This window comes from Fictibacillus phosphorivorans (genome assembly GCF_001629705.1).
GTDB lineage: Bacteria > Bacillota > Bacilli > Bacillales > Fictibacillaceae > Fictibacillus > Fictibacillus phosphorivorans_A.
Map to the genome: position 1 here is coordinate 4,206,264 of NZ_CP015378.1, position 24,402 is coordinate 4,230,665.

17 protein-coding genes and 2 rRNA genes are annotated in these 24,402 nt (G+C 43.9%); 10 read left to right on the plus strand and 9 right to left on the minus strand.

The features are described from left to right. Positions 1 to 364: 364 nt before the first annotated feature. The 9 genes from noc to rpmH all read right to left on the minus strand — a co-directional run bounded on the left by noc (position 365) and on the right by rpmH (position 8,005). The gene (gene noc, locus ABE65_RS21275) at positions 365 to 1,228 is read right to left on the minus strand and encodes a nucleoid occlusion protein (RefSeq protein ID WP_066399545.1); all 864 of its coding nucleotides are present in this window, start codon (positions 1,226 to 1,228) and stop codon (positions 365 to 367) included. A gap of 127 nt (positions 1,229 to 1,355) precedes the next feature. Further along, positions 1,356 to 2,072 (minus strand): 16S rRNA (guanine(527)-N(7))-methyltransferase RsmG, encoded by a 717-nt coding sequence (gene rsmG / locus ABE65_RS21280; protein ID WP_066399548.1) that lies wholly within the window; start codon positions 2,070 to 2,072, stop codon positions 1,356 to 1,358. A 17-nt stretch (positions 2,073 to 2,089) separates the two neighbouring features. Beyond that, the gene (gene mnmG, locus ABE65_RS21285) at positions 2,090 to 3,976 is read right to left on the minus strand and encodes a tRNA uridine-5-carboxymethylaminomethyl(34) synthesis enzyme MnmG (RefSeq protein ID WP_066399549.1); all 1,887 of its coding nucleotides are present in this window, start codon (positions 3,974 to 3,976) and stop codon (positions 2,090 to 2,092) included. 18 nt (positions 3,977 to 3,994) lie between these two features. Next, complete coding sequence (mnmE, locus tag ABE65_RS21290) at positions 3,995 to 5,371, minus strand: tRNA uridine-5-carboxymethylaminomethyl(34) synthesis GTPase MnmE (protein ID WP_066399552.1); 1,377 nt, start codon at positions 5,369 to 5,371, stop codon at positions 3,995 to 3,997. 289 nt (positions 5,372 to 5,660) lie between these two features. Beyond that, positions 5,661 to 6,293 carry an RNA-binding cell elongation regulator Jag/EloR gene (gene jag / locus ABE65_RS21295; RefSeq protein WP_066399554.1) on the minus strand — a complete coding sequence of 211 codons (633 nt, stop codon included), beginning with the start codon at positions 6,291 to 6,293 and terminating at the stop codon, positions 5,661 to 5,663. Continuing rightward, positions 6,290 to 7,063 carry a YidC family membrane integrase SpoIIIJ gene (gene spoIIIJ, locus ABE65_RS21300; protein WP_066399557.1) on the minus strand — a complete coding sequence of 258 codons (774 nt, stop codon included), beginning with the start codon at positions 7,061 to 7,063 and terminating at the stop codon, positions 6,290 to 6,292. The genes jag and spoIIIJ overlap by 4 nt, the downstream gene beginning before the upstream one ends. Before the next feature lie 37 nt (positions 7,064 to 7,100). Continuing rightward, positions 7,101 to 7,328: a membrane protein insertion efficiency factor YidD gene (yidD, locus tag ABE65_RS21680; RefSeq protein ID WP_082861542.1), complete on the minus strand. Its 228-nt coding sequence runs from the start codon at positions 7,326 to 7,328 to the stop codon at positions 7,101 to 7,103. A gap of 5 nt (positions 7,329 to 7,333) precedes the next feature. Next, complete coding sequence (rnpA, locus tag ABE65_RS21305) at positions 7,334 to 7,681, minus strand: ribonuclease P protein component (RefSeq protein ID WP_066399560.1); 348 nt, start codon at positions 7,679 to 7,681, stop codon at positions 7,334 to 7,336. Positions 7,682 to 7,870: 189 nt separating this feature from the next. After that, positions 7,871 to 8,005, minus strand: coding sequence for a 50S ribosomal protein L34 (rpmH, locus tag ABE65_RS21310; RefSeq protein WP_007201576.1), 135 nt, complete (start codon positions 8,003 to 8,005; stop codon positions 7,871 to 7,873). Between the two features lie 894 nt (positions 8,006 to 8,899). Between rpmH and dnaA the strand changes: the two genes are divergently transcribed. The 10 genes from dnaA (at position 8,900) to ABE65_RS21360 (ending at position 24,402) form a co-directional block, all read left to right on the plus strand. Further along, positions 8,900 to 10,255, plus strand: coding sequence for a chromosomal replication initiator protein DnaA (dnaA, locus tag ABE65_RS21315; RefSeq protein ID WP_066399562.1), 1,356 nt, complete (start codon positions 8,900 to 8,902; stop codon positions 10,253 to 10,255). A 172-nt stretch (positions 10,256 to 10,427) separates the two neighbouring features. After that, the gene (gene dnaN, locus ABE65_RS21320) at positions 10,428 to 11,570 is read left to right on the plus strand and encodes a DNA polymerase III subunit beta (protein WP_066399565.1); all 1,143 of its coding nucleotides are present in this window, start codon (positions 10,428 to 10,430) and stop codon (positions 11,568 to 11,570) included. A gap of 301 nt (positions 11,571 to 11,871) precedes the next feature. Beyond that, the gene (yaaA, locus tag ABE65_RS21325; protein ID WP_066399568.1) at positions 11,872 to 12,087 is read left to right on the plus strand and encodes a S4 domain-containing protein YaaA; all 216 of its coding nucleotides are present in this window, start codon (positions 11,872 to 11,874) and stop codon (positions 12,085 to 12,087) included. 11 nt (positions 12,088 to 12,098) lie between these two features. Further along, positions 12,099 to 13,220 carry a DNA replication/repair protein RecF gene (recF, locus tag ABE65_RS21330; RefSeq protein ID WP_066399570.1) on the plus strand — a complete coding sequence of 374 codons (1,122 nt, stop codon included), beginning with the start codon at positions 12,099 to 12,101 and terminating at the stop codon, positions 13,218 to 13,220. A gap of 10 nt (positions 13,221 to 13,230) precedes the next feature. Continuing rightward, positions 13,231 to 13,500, plus strand: coding sequence for an extracellular matrix regulator RemB (gene remB, locus ABE65_RS21335; protein ID WP_066399572.1), 270 nt, complete (start codon positions 13,231 to 13,233; stop codon positions 13,498 to 13,500). Between the two features lie 32 nt (positions 13,501 to 13,532). After that, a complete protein-coding gene (gene gyrB, locus ABE65_RS21340; protein ID WP_066399573.1) occupies positions 13,533 to 15,479 on the plus strand; it encodes a DNA topoisomerase (ATP-hydrolyzing) subunit B in 1,947 nt (648 codons plus the stop codon). A gap of 184 nt (positions 15,480 to 15,663) precedes the next feature. Next, positions 15,664 to 18,216, plus strand: coding sequence for a DNA gyrase subunit A (gene gyrA, locus ABE65_RS21345; RefSeq protein WP_066399575.1), 2,553 nt, complete (start codon positions 15,664 to 15,666; stop codon positions 18,214 to 18,216). 90 nt (positions 18,217 to 18,306) lie between these two features. Further along, entirely contained in the window at positions 18,307 to 19,425 is a 1,119-nt protein-coding gene (locus ABE65_RS21350) for an HD-GYP domain-containing protein (protein WP_066399577.1), read from the plus strand. Positions 19,426 to 19,723: 298 nt separating this feature from the next. Further along, positions 19,724 to 21,273 (plus strand): 16S ribosomal RNA (locus ABE65_RS21355). A gap of 193 nt (positions 21,274 to 21,466) precedes the next feature. After that, positions 21,467 to 24,402, plus strand: a 23S ribosomal RNA gene (locus ABE65_RS21360). The 16S and 23S rRNA genes sit together here, the layout of an rRNA operon.

Genomic DNA, 24,402 nt, shown 5'->3' on the forward strand with positions numbered 1-24,402 from the left:
TGTCACCTACCTCACTTAAAAACATTCATTATCTATTATTCTATCACGAAGAAAATAAAATGACGTACGGAATTATAGAAAAAAGTATTTTTAGCTGAATTATTTTTAAAGACTTTTTACGAATCCCTGTTGCTTTTGTAAGTAGTTGATTTCCGTTCCAGGTGCTCGCTTTCCGCGGGGCAGGCGGTGAGCCACATTCGTAACGTTTCACTTTTAAGTGTCTCACCTGCCCGCCTGTCCCGCAGGAGTCTCGCACCTTACTCTCCAATCAACTTTTCAAGGAAGATGTAAAAATCATTCTCAAACACATAAACAAAAAAATAAAAAACCACCAGCTCCCATTCAAGCTGATGGCCTTCTCTTTTTATTTTTTGGGAATACGAATCGTGAACTGATAGAACTCCTCGTGCTCTTCTTCTTCTGTATCGATAGAAAGTCCGCTTTGTACGACCATGTCTACCGATTGTCTTACCGTGTTGATCGCAAGTCGCATATCTTTGCTATACGATTTTCGGCGTGACTGAGGTTTCTTTTCTGCTGTCTCAGATTCGATCATTCGTTTCACACGTTCTTCCGTCTGCTTCACATTCAATTGCTTTTCGATGATTTCTTGAAGAACGGCCTCCATCTTTTCAGGAGATTTCAAAACGATCAATGCACGAGCATGACGTTCTGTTACTTTTTTCTGCAAAAGGGCATCTTGAATAGACTGCGGAAGCTTTAACAGACGCAGCTTGTTCGCAATCGTAGACTGACCTTTACCCAACTTTTGAGCAAGGCCTTCTTGTGTGAGTCCGTGCAGTTCTAGAAGCTTAGCATATGCCATCGCTTCTTCGATAGCTGTCAACTCTTCTCGCTGAAGGTTCTCAATAAGTGCTACAGAAGCCGTTTGAGAGTCGTCCATCTCTTTTATGATTGCCGGGATCTTTTCCCATCCAAGCTTTTGGACAGCACGCCACCTACGTTCGCCCGCGATCAGCTCGTATTTGTCGTCGCCGATACCTCGAACAACGATGGGCTGAATGATTCCGTGAGCTTCAATCGTCTGTGATAACTCTTCAATTCGTTCATCTATAAAAACCGTACGAGGCTGAAACCGGTTGGGTATGATTCTTTGAACCGGAAGTTGAAGTACTTCTTCGTTGTCGTTTTTTTCAGCTGGTTCTGGATCTAAGGTTTGCTGGCTCTTTTCGCCGATGCCGAATAAACGTGAAAAAGGATGCTTCATGCGAATACACCACCTTTTGTAATCTGCCTGTTAACTAATTCTTCTCTCTAGTTCAATAATCCTGCAAGTCTGTAAAAATCTTTCTTTTATGTAACAGCTGTGTTTCACATAGAAACACAGCCTAAGATTATGAAATAGGAGATTTGTTTGGTGTTCCTGGTTTACGCGGAAATTTCTTTGGTGTTTCTTTTACTTTATCAATGACAATGATATTGCGTTCGCTCTCCTCGATCGGTAATACGAACGAATGAATATCTTTTACTTTACCGCCTAAAAGTTTGACCGCTTTTTCTCCGTCTCTCACTTCTTCAGGAAGGTTAGCACCTTTCATTCCTAAGAAGTGTCCACCAATTTTCACGAGTGGCAGACAGAGTTCGGAGAGTACCGATAGTCTAGCAACCGCACGAGCTGTCACAAGATCGAACGTTTGTCTGAACTCCGGACGGTGAGCAAAAGTTTCTGCACGGTCATGATAAAGAGACACTTCTTCTAAACCAAGTTCATCTACAACATGCTGTAAGAAGCCGATGCGTTTATTCAGAGAATCAACGACAGTTAGCTTGATCTCTGGGAATGCAATCTTAAGTGGAATAGCTGGGAATCCTGCTCCAGCCCCAACATCACACACCGTGATGTCTTGACTAAAGTCAAAATAAAAACCTGCCGTCACAGAATCATAAAAGTGTTTTAAATACACTTCTTCTTTTTCTGTGATCGCTGTAAGGTTCATTTTTTCGTTCCACTCAACGAGCAAGTTATAATACGTTTCAAACTGTGAAAGCTGCTTTTCAGATAAGTCGACTCCCTTTTCTTTTAAGGAAGTTTGAAACAATTCGATATTCATGATTTTCACGTTCCCCCTCAACGGGCGATCTTCGCCAGTTTACCTTGTTCGAGATAGATCAACAGAATCGAGATATCTGCTGGGTTTACCCCTGATACACGTGATGCCTGCCCTACAGAAAGAGGCCGAACTTCGTGAAGTTTTTGTTTCGCTTCTGTCGCTAGTCCATTGATTGCCATGTAATCAAGATCTACGGGAAGCTTCTTGTTTTCCATCTTGCGCATCTTTTCAACTTGTGCGAGCTGTTTATCAATATATCCAGCATATTTCACTTGGATCTCTACCTGCTCCATCACTGTCTCTGGCAATGCTGTTTCAGCTGGGACAAGCTTATGAATGACTGGATATGTGATTTCAGGGCGCTTTAACAAGTTAGCCGCTGACATCGGTTCTTTTAACGGAGTCGATTGTGACTCTGCAAGAACTTGCTGCACGATTTCACTCGGTTTGATCGAAACATGCTCAAGTCGATCTATTTCCTGCGCAATTAACGCTTTCTTCTCTTCAAAGCGTTCGTAACGATCTTGTGGTATCAGTCCGATTTCATGACCTTTTTTCGTTAATCGCAAATCTGCGTTATCGTGTCTAAGAAGTAAACGGTACTCTGCACGCGATGTTAGAAGGCGATAAGGTTCGTTCGTTCCTTTTGTGATCAAGTCGTCGATCAAAACTCCGATGTACGCTTCTGAACGATCAAGCACAAGAGGCTCTTTATCTTGAACTTTTAACGCTGCGTTGATTCCCGCCATAAGTCCTTGACCCGCTGCCTCTTCATATCCGCTCGTTCCGTTCAGTTGTCCAGCTGTAAATAGACCGTTCACGCGCTTCGTCTCAAGAGATGGCCAAAGTTGAGTTGGAACGATCGCATCATACTCAATCGCATATCCTGCACGCATCAACTCTGCTTTTTCAAGACCAGGAATCGTTGCTAAAATTCGTTTCTGCACATCTTCCGGAAGACTTGTTGAAAGACCTTGAACGTATACTTCTTCTGTATTGCGTCCTTCAGGCTCTAAGAAGATCTGATGTCTTGGCTTATCATTGAAACGGACAATCTTATCCTCGATCGATGGACAATATCTCGGTCCAGTACCTTCGATCATTCCGGAATACATCGGTGAACGATGAAGGTTTCCGTTGATCAACTGATGCGTCTCTTCACCTGTATACGTTAGCCAGCAAGGAAGCTGATCTGTGATGTACTCTGTTGTTTCATAAGAAAAAGCACGAGGTACATCGTCACCAGGCTGAATTTCTGTTTTTGAATAATCAATCGTCTTGCTGTTAACACGCGGAGGTGTTCCTGTTTTGAAACGCACCATATCAAAGCCTAACTCTTGCAGATGATATGACAAGTTGATAGAAGGAGCCATGTTGTTCGGGCCGCTCTCATATGCGAGTTCTCCGATGATGATCTTCCCTCTTAAGTACGTTCCGGTTGTAAGTACGACCGCTTTTGCCGCGTACTCTGCTCCGGTTTTTGTGATTACCCCTCTACATTCACCGTCTTCGATGATCAGACGCTCTACCATCCCTTGACGCAACGTAAGGTTCTCTGTGTTTTCCATCGTTTTTTTCATTTCATGCTGATACAGATATTTATCCGCTTGCGCGCGCAGCGCACGTACCGCTGGGCCTTTACCTGTGTTCAGCATACGCATTTGAATATGTGTCTTGTCGATGTTGCGCGCCATCTCTCCGCCGAGTGCGTCAACTTCACGAACGACGATCCCTTTAGCCGGTCCGCCTACTGACGGATTACACGGCATATAGGCGACTGTATCTAAGTTCAATGTTAAACATAATGTTTTAGCACCCATACGTGCAGAAGCAAGTGCTGCTTCAACACCCGCATGTCCAGCACCGACTACGATCACATCAAACGTATCTGCTTTATATCCCATCGTTTTTACCTCCTTTTTTTATTTTCCTAAACAAAATTGAGAGAACAATTGGTCGATCAGACTCTCTGAAACCGTGTCTCCTACGATTTCCCCAAGTATCTCCCAAGCTCTTGTAATATCGATTTGTACCATATCTATAGGTAGATCCGCTTCAATGCCGCCGAGTGCCTCATCAATATGATGAATCGTCTGCTGAAGAAGTGCGATGTGCCTAGAGTTAGATACGTATGTTAAGTCTTGCGCTTCGATGCCGCCTGCAAAGAACAAGTTTGCGATCGCTTGCTCTAGTTCATCAATTCCCTCTTCTTTTACTAATGAGGTTGCGATTACAGGTGAGTTCTCTGCAAGTTCCTTTATTCGGTCCAAGTCTACTTTCATTTCAAGATCTGTTTTATTAATAATTACGATCTTATCTAGTCCTTCAGCTGCACGGAACAAGTTCTCATCTTCATGTGAGAGCACTTCATTCCCATTGATAACAAGAAGAATCAAATCTGCTTCTTTTAGTACTTTCCGCGACTTTTCAACACCGATCTTTTCTACGATGTCTTCTGTCTCACGAATTCCCGCTGTATCCACCAAACGTAACGGCACGCCTCTAACGTTCACGTACTCTTCGATAACGTCACGTGTTGTTCCAGCAATATCCGTAACGATCGCTTTATTCTCATGAACGAGTGCATTCATGAGCGATGACTTACCTACATTCGGTCTTCCGATGATCGCCGTAGACAATCCTTCACGAAGGATCTTACCTTGACTTGCCGTCTGCAATATTGATTCAACTTCTTTTTTTACAGTGAGCAGATTGTTATTCAATAAAGCATGAGTCATCTCTTCTGCGTCATACTCTGGATAATCGATGTTCACTTCTACATGGGCGATCGTTTCTAAAAGAGTTTGTCTAAGACGCATGACGAGAGAAGATAAACGCCCTTCCATCTGGTTGAGGGCAACATTCATCGCTCGGTCTGTCTTCGCTCGAATCAGATCCATGACTGCTTCCGCTTGAGAAAGATCGATTCTTCCATTTAAGAATGCTCGCTTCGTAAATTCTCCTGGCTCCGCTAAGCGCGCTCCTTGCTGAAGAATCAATTGAAGGACTCTATTTACAGAAACTAATCCTCCATGACAGTTGATCTCAACAACATCTTCCCGCGTAAACGTTCGTGGAGCACGCATCACACTGATCATAACTTCTTCTACCGCTTGATCGAGTTTCGGGTCGATCAATTTTCCGTAATGAATTGTATGTGTATCAACTTCAGAGAGACGTTTTGTCCCACTATAAACTTTATCTGCAATGGACACTGCGTCAGGTCCGCTCAACCGAACGATGGCGATGGCTCCTTCTCCCATAGGTGTGGAGATCGCTGTTATCGTGTCAAATTCCATTGTTGTTTCACCTCGGCTTTCCTCTTTCTTACGCTCTATATAAATTACCTTTAGTATGGCCTTAAATACTTACTGTGATAAGGTTCTTATAAAAAATGGACATAAATATCCACAATAAAAAATAGTGTATCGCATAATGTCCTCACAGTAAAGAAAACGAGGCTGAAATAAAGCTTATTAACGAGCATAAATGTGCTCGCGTGATCGACTAAAATGCGTGGTTGTATCGGTATTTGTTAGTTGATGGACCCAAACAAAAAGCTTCAGAGGATAGCCTCTGAAGCTTTTTTTATCTTTTGCTTGAGGATGTCGGGCGGATTACGACCTTACGAAAAGGTTCTACCCCCTCAGACGTAGTCTCAACATCTCTGTTTTCTTTGAGTGCTAAATGAATCACTTTTCGTTCGTTGGCAGGCATCGGCTCAAAAGCAAAGCTTTTCTTTGTGAAAAACACCTTTTGTGCAGAATGCTCGGCTAAACGCTCGAGTGATTCTTGTCTTCTGGTACGATAGTTTTCAGCATCAAGCACAATTTTCACATGCTTGCTTGCAGGATCAGAGTTTGCAACCATATTCGTTAAAAGCTGAAGCGCATTAAGCGTTTGTCCACGTTTTCCAATTAAAATCGCAATTTTGTCACCGGATAAATCCAGCACAAGATGATCATTTTCCTGTCGCTGTGTGATGGTAACGGGCACTCCCATTTTGGATGTAACATCCTCTAGGTAGTCGATCGCGGATTTAACAGGATCAGCTTTCACTGTTACTTCAACAACTGCTGGCTTCCCGCCAAGTCCAAAGAAACCTTTTTTGGAATCTTCTAGAACGGATATCTCTACTTGATCTTTTGAAGTCTGAAGTTGTTCTAGTGCTGCTGCTACTGCTTCTTCAACCGTTTTCCCTGTTACCTGTACCTTTTTCACTTTTTAGCTCCCCCATCAACTTGGTTTTCTTTCTTTTTCATTGGGGTCGTAATGAAATATGTCTGTCCAATCATAAATATGTTACCGATCACCCAATATAGAGATAGTGCAGCTGGGAAATTAATCGCAAACACAACGATCATTACTGGCATGATGTATAAAAGCATCTTCATCTGTGGGTTTGGATTATCCATTCCACCCATCATGATCTTTTGTTGTAAGAATGTCGTTAAACCGGCTACTAACGGTAAGATATAAAATGGATCCGGATCTCCTAAGTCAAACCAAAGGAAATTATGGTTCGCGATTTCACCCGTACGCATGATCGCGTGGTAGAAACCTAAAAGAATCGGCATTTGAATCAATAAAGGTAAACAACCAGCAAGCGGGTTAACTCCGTTCTTCTGGAATAAAGCCATCGTTTCTTGCTGTAATTTCTGTTGTGTGTTTGCATCTTTAGACTTGTACTTTTCGCGAAGCTTTTGAATTTCAGGTTGGATCTCTTGCATCGCTTTTGAACTGCGTGTTTGCTTAATCATTAATGGAAGAAGCGCAGTACGGATGATTAATGTAACAATAATGATCGCTAATCCGTAGTTTTCACCAGTTAGGGTCGCAAAGTATGTGATCAACCATGATAACGGATATACAAAATATGTGTCCCAAATTCCAGTGCTGTCACTAGTAATAGGATCATTCATCGATCCACATCCAGATAGGACAGCCATGAGTGCGAAAAGGGCAATCAGTAAACCTATTTTCTTACGCACACTCTTATCCTCCTTAAAATCATAAATCTTATCTCAATTATTTATTGTCCCTTTTTTCAGGCACGAGGTCAACGCCTCCGGGATGAAAAGGATGGCACTTTGAAATTCTGACAAAAGTTAGCCACATTCCTTTAAATACACCGTGACGCCTGAAAGCTTCTATACCGTAATGCGAGCAGGTCGGATAAAAGCGGCATGAAGGCGGTGTTAGCGGAGAAATCCATAGCTGGTAAAAACGAATAATCCCTATAAATAAGGACCTCATTTTTTTTACACCCTCTTTTTTAAAACATTCGCTCTGTTCAAAACATGAAGCAGACTTTTTTCCATCTCGTGAAAGTCCATGTTAGCAGTAGGTATTCTCGCGATAACCACGTAATCCCTGCCTGAAAGAAGCTGTTCACTATATTTATGGAAGATTTCTTTAACCGATCGTTTAATTCTGTTTCTCGTAACGGCTTTTCCAACTTTTTTGCTGACAGAAAGTCCGATTCGAAAAACAGGCTGGTCTTCTTTTCTTAAACTGTATATTACAAATTGGCGATTAGCCGTTGATTTTCCTTTTTTGAAGACTTCTTGAAATTCCTCATTTTTTTTGATGCGTTGTTCTTTCTTCATTCATTTAACACTCCATCAATTATGCAATCTCATTCCAAAGTCTTTTGTAGCGATCATCACCCAGTATCGGCCTGTTTGGTTCATATAAAACCATTAACTTCGAAAAAACGCCTTCGTACAGAAAATACGGACTCGGAGTGAGCAAAATTCTCTCTATAAAAGTAAAAAAAGACCACTGATGTCAGTGGCCTATGCGGATAACACTTTTCTTCCCTTTTGACGACGGCGAGCTAGAACTTTACGACCGTTCTTAGTAGCCATACGTGCACGGAAACCATGTACCTTCTTACGCTTACGGTTGTTCGGTTGAAATGTAGGTTTCATGTATATTACACCTCCCTGAGGATATCTCTTATAAAAGACAGTCTAATAAAGTATAATGACTGACCCTTAATTTTGTCAAGCTGGATTTTATCTTTGTGTTTTTTTGCAAGTTTTTTGCCTTTGAAAGTGAGGATGTCTGTTTCGAAATGCTAGTGAAGTTCTTGAAAGTAGTTGATTTCCATTCCAGGCTACTCGCTTTCCGCGGGGCAGGCGGTGAGCCACTTGCCGCTATGCGCCCTTAAGTGTCTCACCTGACAGCTTGTCCCGCAGGAGTCTCGCACCCTCCATTCCAATCAACAAACCAAAGAAGTAAATAAAAAACAAAACACTCTTTTAAAATCACACCAAAGAAAGTTTGCAGAGCTGACGATCCACTACAGCTTCCCAATTATCACAGGACAACAATAGCTCCATAATAATCCTTCTACAAGCTTCACCAAAAACTTCACGACCTAACCTGTGGACATCTTTTTCGACATGGTTTTCATTATCCACACCAATTATCGACACGTTTTACACAAAATCTAGTGTTGTGGACAACTTTTCTACACAAGGTATGGGCGTTGTGGATAAGTAACAATAACTCGTTGCCAAGCCTGATTATTTTTGATATGCTAGTTGTGTTTTAACTCGTTAACAACCTGCAACACTAATAAAGTTATTCACAACCTGTGGATAAACTTGTGGACAGGTTTCAAAAGCTGTTATAAAGGTTGTCCACAGATAAGGTTTTACTGTTCATAATCCTATTATCTACTATATTAATTATCATTCACATAAGGTGTGGACTTTTTATTTTTATTCATAGGTATTCACTGGGTGTACAATTCTTATACACCAGGGAAATGACTGCTGAAATAGGATGATTCGAAAGAGATAAGGGGGGTAAATTGGTTGGAAAACATAAACGACCTATGGTCCAAAGCACTTGCTGCGATCGAAACAAAAGTCAGTAAGCCTAGCTTTGAGACTTGGTTAAAATCAACAACGGCTCATGCTTTACAAAATGATACGCTCGTCATTACTGCGCCAAATGAGTTTGCCCGTGACTGGCTGGAATCCAGATATGCAGGTATCATTTCAGAGACGCTCCTAGACGTAACAGGAGCAGCACTTGACGTAAAGTTCATCATTCCACAAAATCAGACAGAACTAGACTTAGATCTGGAACTTTCCATGAAAAAAGCCCCAAAAGCAGCAAATGAGCCTCACGAAGAAGTTTCCCAAAGTATGTTGAATCCGAAATATACGTTTGACCGATTCGTTATCGGCTCTGGAAACCGTTTTGCTCATGCCGCTTCATTAGCTGTTGCTGAAGCACCAGCAAAAGCTTACAACCCGCTATTTATTTATGGGGGCGTTGGTTTAGGAAAAACGCATCTTATGCATGCGATCGGCCATTATGTATTAGAACATAATCCTGGGGCGAAGGTTGTTTACCTGTCCTCAGAAAAATTCACGAACGAGTTCATCAATTCGATTCGTGACAATAAAACCGTTGAGTTTCGCAACAAATTTCGCAGCGTGGACGTGCTTTTAATAGATGATATTCAGTTCCTTGCAGGAAAAGAACAAACGCAAGAGGAATTTTTCCATACGTTTAACGCGCTTCATGAAGAAAGCAAGCAGATTGTTATCTCTAGTGATCGACCTCCAAAGGAGATTCCGACATTAGAAGACAGACTTCGTTCTCGATTTGAATGGGGACTTATTACGGATATCACACCTCCTGACTTAGAAACGCGTATTGCGATTCTACGTAAAAAAGCAAAAGCAGAAGGACTTGATATTCCAAACGAAGTGATGCTTTATATAGCGAATCAGATCGATACGAACATTAGAGAACTAGAAGGAGCACTCATTCGTGTTGTTGCTTATTCGTCTCTCATCAACCAAGATATGAATGCAGATCTTGCAGCAGAAGCACTTCGAGACATTATTCCTTCTGCAAAACCAAGAACACTCACTATTCATCACATACAAGAAGTAGTTGGTAAGCATTACAATGTAAAGTTAGAAGATTTTACAGCAAAGAAACGAACAAAGTCTGTTGCTTTTCCTAGACAGATCGCGATGTATCTTTCTCGTGAGCTAACCGATAATTCTTTACCTAAGATCGGTGAGGAATTTGGAGGTCGCGACCATACAACGGTCCTTCATGCTCATGAAAAGATCTCTACTATGCTGATTACGGATCATGTTTTACAAAGAAAAGTGCAAGAAATTCACGATCAGCTGAAATCGAATTAAATAAGTAGCACTGAATACTGTGAATAACTGCAGTTACTTTATACACAGTCTGTCCACATGTGGATAGGCTGTTCTATCTTTGTTTTCTAGGGTTATCCACACATTCACAGCGCCTAGTACTATTACTACTATTTTTTTAAAAGATTTTAATAAATATCAGGGGGGCAAAATAATGAAAGTTAAGATTCAATTAAACCAGTTGATCGAAGCTGTTCAAGATGTAATGAAAGCTGTATCTTCAAGAACAACAATACCGATTCTAACGGGGATCAAAATGGAAGTAACCTATGACGGTGTTCATCTGACTGGTAGTGATTCTGATATTTCCATTGAACGACTGATACCGGTTGAAGAAGGAGATCTTGTACATATCGAAGTGAAACAAGAAGGAAGCGTAGTACTTCCAGCTCGTTATTTTTCAGAGATCGTTAAAAAACTTCCGAATGATTCTGTTGAGATTGAAGTAGGTGAGCGTTTTGAAACGACTCTTCGTTCAGGCGCTTCTGAATTCAGCCTTTTAGGATTAGACCCTGAAGAATACCCGAGATTACCTCAAATCGAAGAGAACTTAGTGTTTGAGATTCAAAGTGATCTTCTAAAAGCAATGATTCGTCAAACTGTCTTTGCGGTGTCCACCTCAGAAACACGCCCTATCCTAACTGGTGTTAACTGGACGTTAACTGATGGTGTTCTAAACTGTATTGCAACAGATAGTCATCGTTTGGCTGAACGTAAAATGCCGATCGATTCTCAAAGTGAAGAGCTTTCTTTTCAGAACGTCGTGATTCCAGGAAAGAGTTTGAACGAACTTTCGAAGATTCTTGATGAAAATGCTGAAAAAGTACAGATCGTTGTAACGAACAATCAGATCTTGTTCAAAGCTAAAAACATCTTATTGTTCTCAAGACTATTAGATGGCAACTATCCGGATACATCAAAATTGATTCCTTCGGAGAGCAAAACAACTTTCGTCCTGAAGACAAAAGAATTCTTACAAGCGATCGACCGTGCTTCTTTATTAGCAAGAGAAGGAAGAAACAACGTCGTGAAACTGGCAACACTCGATAACCAAACAATCGAACTTTCATCAAATTCCCCAGAGATCGGTAAAGTATTTGAACACATGATCGCAGAGGAAATTGAAGGAGAAGAGCTGAAGATCTCATTCAACGCAAAATATGTGATGGAAGCTCTAAAAGTTATGGATTGCACAGAGATCAGCATCCTGTTTACAGGGGCGATGAGACCGTTTCTTATCCAACCCGTATCCGACGATTCGATCCGCCAATTAATTCTACCTGTAAGAACTTACTAAAATATAAAGCTGCCGGAATCACCGGTGGCTTTCTTTTCTTTCTAAGTCCATCGTTTTTTGGAGAAACTAAGACTAACAGGTTTTAATTATTTTATTTTGTTATTTATTTTTCTCTTTTTCTTCTATGACAAATTGATTGGAGCAGAAGGTGCGAGACTCCTGTGGGACTAGCGGTCAGGTGAGACCCTTAGGGGCGCAAAGCGGCAAGGGGCTCACCGCCTGCCCCACGGAAAGCGAGCAACCTGGAGCGGAAATCAATCACTTTCAAAGCAATAAGAAACAACCAGGAGGTTTTTTAAAAATGGAAAACGTTAAGATCAACACCGAATTCATCACTCTTCAACAACTGTTGAAAACTACCGATGTCATCCAATCGGGAGGAATGGTAAAATGGTATTTAGCAGAACATGAAGTTCTTGTGAACGGAGAACATGAAACACGCCGAGGTAAGAAACTATATGCGGGTGATGTCGTGTCCATTCCAGAAGTAGGAGAGTTTAAGGTAACAACGGAATAGGGGGTATCCCTTTGCATATCGAAAAGCTTCAGCTTAGGAACTACAGAAACTATAAAGAACAGTCTCTCGAGTTCGAAAATAAGGTCAACGTTTTTCTAGGTGAGAATGCACAAGGAAAAACAAATGTTATGGAATCGATCTATGTTTTGGCCATGGCACGATCCTATCGGACAGCAAAAGATAAAGAGTTGATATCTTGGGACGAAGAATATGCTAAAATAGAGGGTAGCATCAAAAAGAGAAACAGTTCTTTTGATTTAAGTCTCGTCATCTCACAAAAAGGAAAAAAAGCGAAAATCAGCCGCATCGAACAACGCCGGTTGACCGATTACGTTGGACATCTAAATGTGGTTATGTTTGCACCTGAGGATCTTAATCTTGTAAAAGGCAGTCCACAGGTGCGTCGTCGTTTTATTGACATGGAGATTGGCCAAGTGAACGCGGTTTATTTAAATGACCTTTCTGTGTACCAAAAGATTTTGTCTCAGCGAAACTCTTTATTAAGAGAGATGTATCGCAACAAAAGTCAGCAGAACATGACGATGCTCGAGATCTTAACCGAACAGCTTATTGATAAAGCAGCCAGAGTGACGTTGAAACGCATGAAATACATGGAGAAACTTCAAAGTTGGGCAGAACCGATCCATCATGGGATATCCAGGGGGTTGGAAACGTTAAAAATTCATTACAAACCGACTATAGAGGTATGTGATGAGCTCGACTTGTCGAAAATGATAGAAGCGTTTCATCTGAAGTTTGGTAAAATAAAAGAAAAAGAGATTGACCGAGGAACTTCTTTATTTGGTCCTCATCGGGACGATCTGCTTTTTTCAGTGAACGGAAAAGACGTGCAGACATTCGGATCTCAAGGACAACAGAGAACGACTGCTCTATCTTTGAAACTCGCTGAGATCGATCTGATCTATTCAGAAGTCGGGGAATACCCGATCCTATTGTTGGACGATGTGTTATCTGAACTAGACGATTTCAGACAATCACATCTTTTAAATACGATTCAAGGTAAAGTACAAACCTTTGTTACAACGACTAGTGTGGAAGGGATACACCACGAAACACTCGAGAAAGCCGCAACTTACAAAGTTCATGCAGGCTCTATAGAACGTTTGAAATGAGGTGAGGACATTGCTTTTGCATTTAGGTGATGAAGAAGTCATTCATTCAAAAGATGTGTTGGCGATATTGGATATCAATGCGTTAAAGGCTTCTGAGTTAGCTTTAGAGTTTCTTAAAAAGCATGAGAACAATCAGACATTGACCGATTTAAGCGGAAATGCTGCAAAATCCGTAATCATTACAGATAAAACGATCTATCTATCTCCTCTTTCTGCCTCTACGTTAAAAAAGAGAGCCTCTGATCGCCTCGAACTTGAAAATGGCTGGAATATAAAATAAAGGTTTTATAAATAAAGCGTTTTTAAACCGGAATGAAGGTGAACGAATTGACGACTGAACAACAGTTAGAACAACAGCAAAATTATGATGAAAGTAATATCCAGGTACTCGAAGGTCTTGAAGCCGTCCGTAAACGTCCAGGGATGTATATCGGTGCTACGAACGTACGCGGTCTTCATCATCTAGTATGGGAGATCGTCGATAACTCGATCGATGAAGCCCTAGCAGGTTATTGTGACACGATCCGAATTACGATCGAAGAAGATAACAGCATCACGGTAGAAGATAACGGACGTGGAATCCCAGTAGGTATGCATGAAAAGATGGGAAGACCAGCTCTAGAAGTTATCATGACGGTTCTCCATGCCGGAGGAAAATTTGGCGGTGGAGGTTACAAAGTATCAGGCGGACTGCATGGTGTTGGTGCCTCAGTAGTTAACGCTTTATCCACGATGCTTGAAGTAACCGTATCTCGTGATGGTAAGCTGCATTATCAGTCTTACGAACGCGGCGTGCCGACTGCAGATCTTAAAGTGATCGGCGAAACAGACAAGACAGGTACTCGTACTCACTTCAAACCAGACCCTGAAATTTTTACTGAATCATTAGAATATGATTTCCCTACACTCTCAAACCGTATTCGAGAACTTGCTTATTTGAACCGTGGTCTTCGCATCATCGCTGAAGACAAGCGTGGAGAAGAGCCAGTCGTTAAGGAATACCACTATGAAGGCGGGATCAAATCTTATGTGGAGCACATCAACCGCACGCGCGAAGTGCTGCATGAAGAACCGATCTTCGTTGAAGGGGAAAAGGACGGCATCTCGGTTGAGATCGCGTTCCAATACAACGACAGCTACGCAAGCAACATCTATTCGTTTGCGAACAATATCAATACACATGAAGGCGGTACGCACGAGTCAGGGTTCAAAACAGCTCTTACGCGTGTGATCAATGATTATGGCCGTAAGAACAATCTGTTCAAAGACAACGATACGAACTTAACGGGTGAAGATGTTCGTGAAGGTCTAACAGCGATCATCTCGATCAAACATCCTGATCCTCAGTTCGAAGGGCAAACGAAAACGAAGCTCGGAAACTCTGAAGCAAGACAGATCACAGAATCCATCTTCTCAGAGACGTTTTCATCTTTCATGCTAGAGAATCCGGTCGTTGCTAAATCGATCGTTGAAAAAGGGATGATGGCACTTCGTGCGCGTGTTGCTGCTAAAAAAGCACGTGAACTAACACGACGTAAGAGTGCGTTAGAAGTATCGTCGTTGCCTGGTAAACTGGCAGACTGTTCTTCAAAAGATGCAAGCATCTCTGAGATCTATGTGGTTGAGGGTGACTCTGCCGGTGGATCGGCTAAGCAAGGACGTGACCGTCACTTCCAAGCGATCTTGCCACTACGCGGTAAGATCATCAACGTTGAAAAAGCACGACTTGATAAGATTCTTTCTAATAACGAGGTTCGTGCGATCATTACTGCTCTAGGAACAGGAATCGGTGATGAGTTCGATATTACGAAAGCTCGTTATCATAAGATCATCATCATGACAGATGCCGATGTCGATGGTGCACATATCCGTACGTTGCTTCTAACGTTCTTTTTCAGATATATGCGTCCGATCATTGAGCACGGCTATATCTATATCGCACAGCCACCGCTTTATAAAATACAGCAAGGTAAGCGTATCGAGTATGCCTACAACGATAAAGAGCTTGAAAAATTGCTGGCTGAACTTCCGCAAGTTCCTAAGCCGCAGCTTCAACGCTACAAGGGTCTAGGAGAGATGAACCCATCTCAGTTATGGGAAACAACAATGGATCCTGAGACACGTACATTGCTACAGGTTGAAATGAAAGATGCGATGGCAGCGGATGAAACGTTCGATATCTTAATGGGCGACAAAGTTGAACCGCGCCGTGACTTCATCCAAGAAAACGCACAATATGTGACGAACTTAGATATTTAAGCAAGGCACGCATGCGTTAAGCAGTTACGTTAAAGTACAACATCATATAAAATGCTTAGCGGTTACGCCGCGAAAGCTGAACATAAAAGATACTGAAGCTGGACAAGGTCCAGTTTCGGTGCGTTTAAGCGCCAAATTAGGGGGCTTTAAAAACCTGTTCTAAAGGGTTATGGAGGTAGAATGAATGTCTGAAATGGAACGTTCCCGGATTAAAGAAATTAATATTAGTACGGAAATGAAAGCATCATTCATGGATTATGCTATGAGTGTTATTGTCAGCCGAGCTTTGCCAGATGTGCGTGACGGATTAAAGCCTGTTCACAGACGTATTCTTTATGCGATGAACGACCTTGGTATGACGGCTGATAAAGCATACAAAAAGTCTGCTCGTATCGTTGGGGAAGTAATCGGTAAGTATCACCCACACGGTGACTCAGCTGTATACGACACGATGGTTCGTATGGCACAAGATTTCAACTTCCGCCACATGCTGATCGACGGTCATGGTAACTTCGGTTCGGTCGATGGGGATGCAGCGGCAGCGATGCGTTACACAGAAGCTCGTATGTCTAAGATCGCCATGGAAATGGTGCGTGACATCAACAAAGACACGATCGGTTACAAAGATAATTATGATGGATCTGAACAAGAACCGGTTGTATTACCTGCTCGTTTCCCGAACTTGCTCGTTAACGGTGCTGCGGGGATCGCGGTTGGTATGGCGACGAACATTCCGCCGCATCAATTAGGTGAAGTGATCGACGGTATTTTAGCAGTGAGTGAAAATCCGGATATCACGATTCCTGAACTGATGGAAATTATCCCAGGTCCAGACTTTCCAACGGCAGGTGAAATTCTAGGACGTGAAGGAATTCGTAAAGCTTACACAACTGGAAGAGGCTCTATCATTATCCGCGCAAAAGCAGAAATCGAAGAGATGCCTAGCGGAAAACAGGCAATTATCGTAACGGAACTTCCTTATCAAGTTAATAAAGCTCGTTTGATCGAAAAGATCGCTGAGCTCGTTCGTGATAAAAAGATCGAGGGGATCACGGATCTTCGTGATGAGTCTGACCGTAACGGTATGCGCATCGTGATGGAGATACGCCGTGATGCGAATGCCAATGTTATTTTAAACAATTTATATAAACAGACAGCTCTACAGACAAGCTTTGGTATCAATATGCTTGCACTTGTTGATGGACATCCAAAAGTTCTTAACATCAAAGAATGTTTGTATCATTATCTGAAGCATCAGCAAGTCATCATCCGTCGCCGTACGGAATTTGATCTTAAAAAAGCAGAAGCAAGAGCTCATATCCTAGAAGGTCTTCGTATCGCACTTGATCACCTTGATGAAGTTATTGCACTTATCCGTGGATCAAGAACAACGGATCTTGCACGTGAAGGCTTAATGGAAAAGTTTGAACTAAGCTACGAGCAATCTCAAGCGATCTTAGATATGAGATTGCAGCGTTTAACAGGTTTAGAGCGAGATAAGATCGAGAACGAATACAACGATCTGGTTGCTTTGATTACAGAATTGAGAGCGATTCTTGCAGATGAACAAAGAATTCTTGAGATTATTCGTACAGAACTTATCGAGATCAAAGAAAAGTACGACAACCCTAGACGTACGATCATCTCTGTAGGATTTAATAGTATTGAAGACGAAGATCTGATTCCTCGTTCAAATATCGTTATTACATTAACGAACAAAGGCTATATCAAGCGCCTTCCGATTTCTACTTACCGTTCACAGCGTCGTGGTGGTAAAGGAATCCAAGGAATGGGCACGAGTGAGGATGACTTTGTTGAACAGCTGTTTACGACAAATACACACAACTATATCCTGTTCTTCACAAATAAAGGGAAGGCTTATAGGCTAAAAGGCTACGAGATTCCTGAATACGGAAGAACAGCAAAAGGTATCCCGATCATCAACTTGCTGCAGATCGAGCAAGGTGAAACGATCTCTGCTGTCATTCCTGTAGAAGATATGGAAAGTGATGAGATCTACCTGAACTTCATGACGAAGCAAGGAATCACGAAGCGTTCTCCGTTATCAGCATATAGCAACATTCGTAAAGGTGGTCTTTTCGCGATCAACCTTCGTGAAGAAGATGAGCTGATGGGTGTTCGTTTAACAGATGGAACAAAAGATATCATCGTCGGAACGAAGCAAGGAATGTCGATCCGTTATCAAGAGACAGATGTTCGATCGATGGGTAGAACCGCAACAGGTGTTAAAGCCATCACTCTTGGCGATGACGATGCAGTTGTAGGTATGGAAGTCTTAGATGAAACTCAAGATATCCTAATCGTTACAGACCGAGGTTACGGAAAACGTACACCTATGAGTGAATACCGTCTTCAATCACGTGGTGGTAAAGGGATCAAAACGGTAAACATCACGGAAAAGAACGGTCCGGTTGTTACGCTTAAGACCGTAACGGATGAAGAAGACCTCATGATCATTACAGCAAAAGGAATCATCATTCGAATGAACATCTCAGGTATCTCCCAAATGGGACGAAACACTCAAGGTGTTAGATTGATGACCATGAATGATACGAATCACGTAGCAACAGTAGCTGTTGTAGAACGCGAAGAAGAAACGGATGAGTTGCTGGATGAAGAAGGTAACCCAATCATCACAGAAGGTGAAGAAGGTATAGCACCTGCTGAAGAAACAACAGCTCCAGAAACAGATACAAACGAAGAGAATAACGAATAATTTCTAAAAAGAGGAAAATGAATCTACATTTTCCTCTTTTTTATATGTAAAATAAAATTATGACCTTCCAAATAAAAGGAGCTTTTTTGTATGAAGATAAAAACGAGTCAAGCTAGGGCCGGGCAGATGCTGGTTCAGGATGTCTTCTCGATGACGAATCAGCCGATCGTCAATAAAAACACGAGATTGAATTCCGAGCATCTGCGCGTACTTACTCGTTTTCAAATCGATGAGATAGATGTGTTGAATGAATCATCGTATGGTATGAATACAACACAACGAGTAAAAGACCCACTGAGTAATAGAAGCGATGCGACAACTTCAGAAGAACAAATCCAAATACATAAGCCTGGGAAAGATGATCTCACTTTTCCAGCGCTATACATGCAAACAGTAAAACGGTACAAACAACTGTTCACAAACTGGCAATCTGGCAGTCCTGTCGATATGCTCGAAGTACGCCAGAGTGTTCTACCTGTATTAGAGATGGGATCGACTGTACCGAAAGAGATCCTATTGCTGCACCACTACGCTACAAGTGCTGATTATATGTATCACCATTCGATTGCTGTAGGTATCCTAAGCACGTTCTTAGCTAAAAAGTTAAACTTCTCTAGTGGAGACTGCATACAGATCGGGCTAGCGGGTGTGCTGTCCGATTGCGGTATGGCAAAAGTCCAGCCCACTTTATTAAAAAAGAGCGGGTCATTAACAACAGCTGAATATGATGAAGTAAAGAAGCATACGATTCAAGGCTACAACATGCTGAAAAAGATTCCCTCTATTAAAGAAGGTGTTCTTCTCGGTGTTCTTCAACATCACGAACGAACAGATGGATCAGGCTATCCTCTAAAAGTAAAAGGAAATAAGCTTCATCCATTTAGTAAAATTCTAGCGGTTGCTGATGTCTACTTAGCCATGACTGCTGAGCGACCTTACCGAAGCAAGCAATCTCCGTTCAAGGTGCTTGAGATGATGATGAAAGATCAGTTTGGGAAATTTGATCATCAAGTGATGCAAGCCATGTTAGCCGGACTTTCTACTTTATCAGTGGGCAGCCGTGTCAGACTTACAAACTATGATATCGGTGAGATCGTATTTATAGAAGAAAGCCAACCGACCAGACCAATGATTAAGTTAGAGGAAAGCGGCGATATCATCGCACTTAAAAATCGTAACGATCTGTTTATAGAAGAGCTTCTATCCTAGGATAGAAGTTTTTTAAATTTAGGTATTGCCACGGGTTGGTAACCGTGGTAAACTAATCAAGCTGTCTTAGAAAACAGCACATTACAAACTGTTAGCGCGATGAAATGTTTCACAATGAAATGTTTTTGAAAAAGTTTTAAAAAGCTATTGACTCTAGCGCTTCAGCGTGGTATATTATTAAAGTCGCCAAAACAAAACGGCGCACGAAACACACAGTTCTTTGAAAACTGAACAAAAGAAATAGGTAAGGAATTAAGAATTAATTCCGTCAGTTTTAAAATCGAGCAAGACAAACACTTTTATGGAGAGTTTGATCCTGGCTCAGGATGAACGCTGGCGGCGTGCCTAATACATGCAAGTCGAGCGAATGATGAGGAGCTTGCTCCTCTGATTTAGCGGCGGACGGGTGAGTAACACGTGGGTAATCTGCCTGTAAGACGGGGATAACTCCGGGAAACCGGGGCTAATACCGGATAATAAGAGAAGAAGCATTTCTTCTTTTTGAAAGTCGGTTTCGGCTGACACTTACAGATGAGCCCGCGGCGCATTAGCTAGTTGGTGAGGTAACGGCTCACCAAGGCGACGATGCGTAGCCGACCTGAGAGGGTGATCGGCCACACTGGGACTGAGACACGGCCCAGACTCCTACGGGAGGCAGCAGTAGGGAATCTTCGGCAATGGGCGAAAGCCTGACCGAGCAACGCCGCGTGAGCGATGAAGGCCTTCGGGTCGTAAAGCTCTGTTGTTAGAGAAGAACAAGTACGAGAGTAACTGCTCGTACCTTGACGGTACCTAACCAGAAAGCCACGGCTAACTACGTGCCAGCAGCCGCGGTAATACGTAGGTGGCAAGCGTTATCCGGAATTATTGGGCGTAAAGCGCGCGCAGGCGGTCTCTTAAGTCTGATGTGAAAGCCCACGGCTCAACCGTGGAGGGTCATTGGAAACTGGGAGACTTGAGTGCAGGAGAGAAAAGTGGAATTCCACGTGTAGCGGTGAAATGCGTAGAGATGTGGAGGAACACCAGTGGCGAAGGCGGCTTTTTGGCCTGTAACTGACGCTGAGGCGCGAAAGCGTGGGGAGCAAACAGGATTAGATACCCTGGTAGTCCACGCCGTAAACGATGAGTGCTAGGTGTTGGGGGGTTCCACCCTCAGTGCTGAAGTTAACACATTAAGCACTCCGCCTGGGGAGTACGACCGCAAGGTTGAAACTCAAAGGAATTGACGGGGGCCCGCACAAGCAGTGGAGCATGTGGTTTAATTCGAAGCAACGCGAAGAACCTTACCAGGTCTTGACATCCTTTGACCACTCTAGAGATAGAGCTTTCCCCTTCGGGGGACAAAGTGACAGGTGGTGCATGGTTGTCGTCAGCTCGTGTCGTGAGATGTTGGGTTAAGTCCCGCAACGAGCGCAACCCTTGACCTTAGTTGCCAGCATTCAGTTGGGCACTCTAAGGTGACTGCCGGTGACAAACCGGAGGAAGGTGGGGATGACGTCAAATCATCATGCCCCTTATGACCTGGGCTACACACGTGCTACAATGGATGATACAAAGGGTTGCGAAGCCGCGAGGCCAAGCCAATCCCAAAAAGTCATTCTCAGTTCGGATTGTAGGCTGCAACTCGCCTACATGAAGCCGGAATTGCTAGTAATCGCGGATCAGCATGCCGCGGTGAATACGTTCCCGGGCCTTGTACACACCGCCCGTCACACCACGAGAGTTTGTAACACCCGAAGTCGGTGGGGTAACCCTTTTGGGAGCCAGCCGCCGAAGGTGGGACAGATGATTGGGGTGAAGTCGTAACAAGGTAGCCGTATCGGAAGGTGCGGCTGGATCACCTCCTTTCTATGGAGATTATGAAACACCTTCGTGTGTTTCGTAAGTACGCCTATTCTTCTTTTGTTCAGTTTTGAAGGAACTTATGTTCTTTCAAGATGTTCTTTGAAAACTAGATATCGACATCCAAACAATATGCAAGGCAGATAGATTTATCTAATCTGCGCCAAGCAAGAATCTTTGATGTGTAAACATCATATAAGGTTAAGCTAGAAAGGGCGCACGGTGGATGCCTTGGCACTAGGAGCCGAAGAAGGACGGGACGAACACCGATATGCCTCGGGGAGCTGTAAGTAAGCATTGATCCGGGGATTTCCGAATGGGGGAACCCACCATCCGTAATGGGATGGTATCCATATCTGAATACATAGGGTATGAGAAGGCAGACCCGGGGAACTGAAACATCTAAGTACCCGGAGGAAGAGAAAGCAAATGCGATTTCCTGAGTAGCGGCGAGCGAAACGGAATCAGCCCAAACCAGAGAGCTTGCTCTCTGGGGTTGTAGGACACTCTATACGGAGTTACAAAGGAACGAAGTAGGTGAAGTGGTCTGGAAAGGCCAGCCGAAGAAGGTAACAGCCCTGTAGCTGAAACTTCGTTCCCTCCTGAGTGGATCCTGAGTACGGCGGGACACGTGAAACCCCGTCGGAATCCGGGAGGACCATCTCCCAAGGCTAAATACTCCCTAGTGACCGATAGTGAACCAGTACCGTGAGGGAAAGGTGAAAAGCACCCCGGAAGGGGAGTGAAACAGATCCTGAAACCGTGTGCCTACAAGTAGTCGGAGCCCATTAACGGGTGACGGCGTGCCTTTTGTAGAATGAACCGGCGAGTTACGATCCCGTGCAAGGTTAAGTTGATAAGACGGAGCCGCAGCGAAAGCGAGTCTGAATAGGGCGACATAGTACGTGGTCGTAGACCCGAAACCGTGTGATCTACCCATGTCCAGGGTGAAGTTCAGGTAACACTGAATGGAGGCCCGAACCCACGCACGTTGAAAAGTGCGGGGATGAGGTGTGGGTAGGGGTGAAATGCCAATCGAACACGGAGATAGCTGGTTCTCCCCGAAATAGCTTTAGGGCTAGCCTCGCGGCAAGATTCCTGGAGGTAGAGCACTGATTGGACTAGGGGCCCCCACAGGGTTACCGAATTCAGTCAAACTCCGAATGCCAGAGAATTATCCGCGGGAGTCAGACTGCGAGTGATAAGATCCGTAGTCAAAAGGGAAACAGCCCAGACCATCAGCTAAGGTCCCAAAGTATACGTTAAGTGGCAAAGGATGTGGAGTTGCCCAGACAACCAGGATGTTGGCTTAGAAGCAGCCACCATTTAAAGAGTGCGTAATAGCTCACTGGTCGAGTGACTCTGCGCCGAAAATGTAACGGGGCTAAACGTATCACCGAAGCTATGGCTTGTACCGTATGGTACAGGGGGAGGGGAGCGTTCGAAGTGCAGCGAAGTCAGACCGGAAGGACTGGTGGAGCGCTTTGAAGTGAGAATGCCGGTATGAGTAGCGAAAGACAAGTGAGAATCTTGTCCATCGAAAGCCTAAGGTTTCCTGAGGAAGGCTCGTCCGCTCAGGGTTAGTCGGGGCCTAAGCCGAGGCTGAAAAGCGTAGGCGATGGATAACAGGTTGATATTCCTGTACCACCTCCTTTCCGTTTGAACAATGGGGGGACGCAGTAAGGTAGGGTGAGCGCACTGATGGAATAGTGCGTCTAAGCAGTTAGGCTGTTGGGTAGGCAAATCCGCCCAACATGAAGGCTGAGCTGTGATGGCGAGGGAAATTTTAGTACCGAAGTCCCTGATCCTACACTGCCAAGAAAAGCCTCTAGTGAGGAAAGAGGTGCCCGTACCGCAAACCGACACAGGTAGGCGAGGAGAGAATCCTAAGATGATCGGGAGAACTCTCGTTAAGGAACTCGGCAAAATGACCCCGTAACTTCGGGAGAAGGGGTGCTCTGATAGGGTTTATCGCCCGAGAGAGCCGCAGTGAATAGATCCAAGCGACTGTTTAGCAAAAACACAGGTCTCTGCGAAACCGCAAGGTGAAGTATAGGGGCTGACACCTGCCCGGTGCTGGAAGGTTAAGAGGAGGGGTTATCCTTTGGGAGAAGCTCTGAATTGAAGCCCCAGTAAACGGCGGCCGTAACTATAACGGTCCTAAGGTAGCGAAATTCCTTGTCGGGTAAGTTCCGACCCGCACGAAAGGTGTAACGACTTGGATACTGTCTCAACGAGAGACCCGGTGAAATTATAGTACCTGTGAAGATGCAGGTTACCCGCGACAGGACGGAAAGACCCCATGGAGCTTTACTGCAACTTGATATTGGATTTTGGTACAGCTTGTACAGGATAGGTAGGAGCCTGAGAAGCCGGAGCGCCAGCTTCGGTGGAGGCGTCGGTGGGATACTACCCTGGCTGTATTGAAATTCTAACCTTGGACCGTAATCCGGTTCGGAGACAGTGTCAGGTGGGCAGTTTGACTGGGGCGGTCGCCTCCTAAACAGTAACGGGGGCGCCCAAAGGTTCCCTCAGAATGGTTGGAAATCATTCGCAGAGTGTAAAGGCACAAGGGAGCTTGACTGCGAGACCTACAAGTCGAGCAGGGACGAAAGTCGGGCTTAGTGATCCGGTGGTTCCGCATGGAAGGGCCATCGCTCAACGGATAAAAGCTACCCTGGGGATAACAGGCTTATCTCCCCCAAGAGTCCACATCGACGGGGAGGTTTGGCACCTCGATGTCGGCTCATCGCATCCTGGGGCTGAAGTAGGTCCCAAGGGTTGGGCTGTTCGCCCATTAAAGCGGTACGCGAGCTGGGTTCAGAACGTCGTGAGACAGTTCGGTCCCTATCCGTCGCGGGCGCAGGAAATTTGAGAGGAGCTGTCCTTAGTACGAGAGGACCGGGATGGACACACCGCTGGTGTACCAGTTGTTCCGCCAGGGGCATAGCTGGGTAGCTACGTGTGGACGGGATAAGTGCTGAAAGCATCTAAGCATGAAGCCCCCCTCAAGATGAGATTTCCCATCACGCAAGTGAGTAAGACCCCTTAGAGATGATGAGGTTGATAGGTCTGGTGTGGAAGCGTGGTGACACGTGGAGCTGACAGATACTAATCGGTCGAGGGCTTATCCTT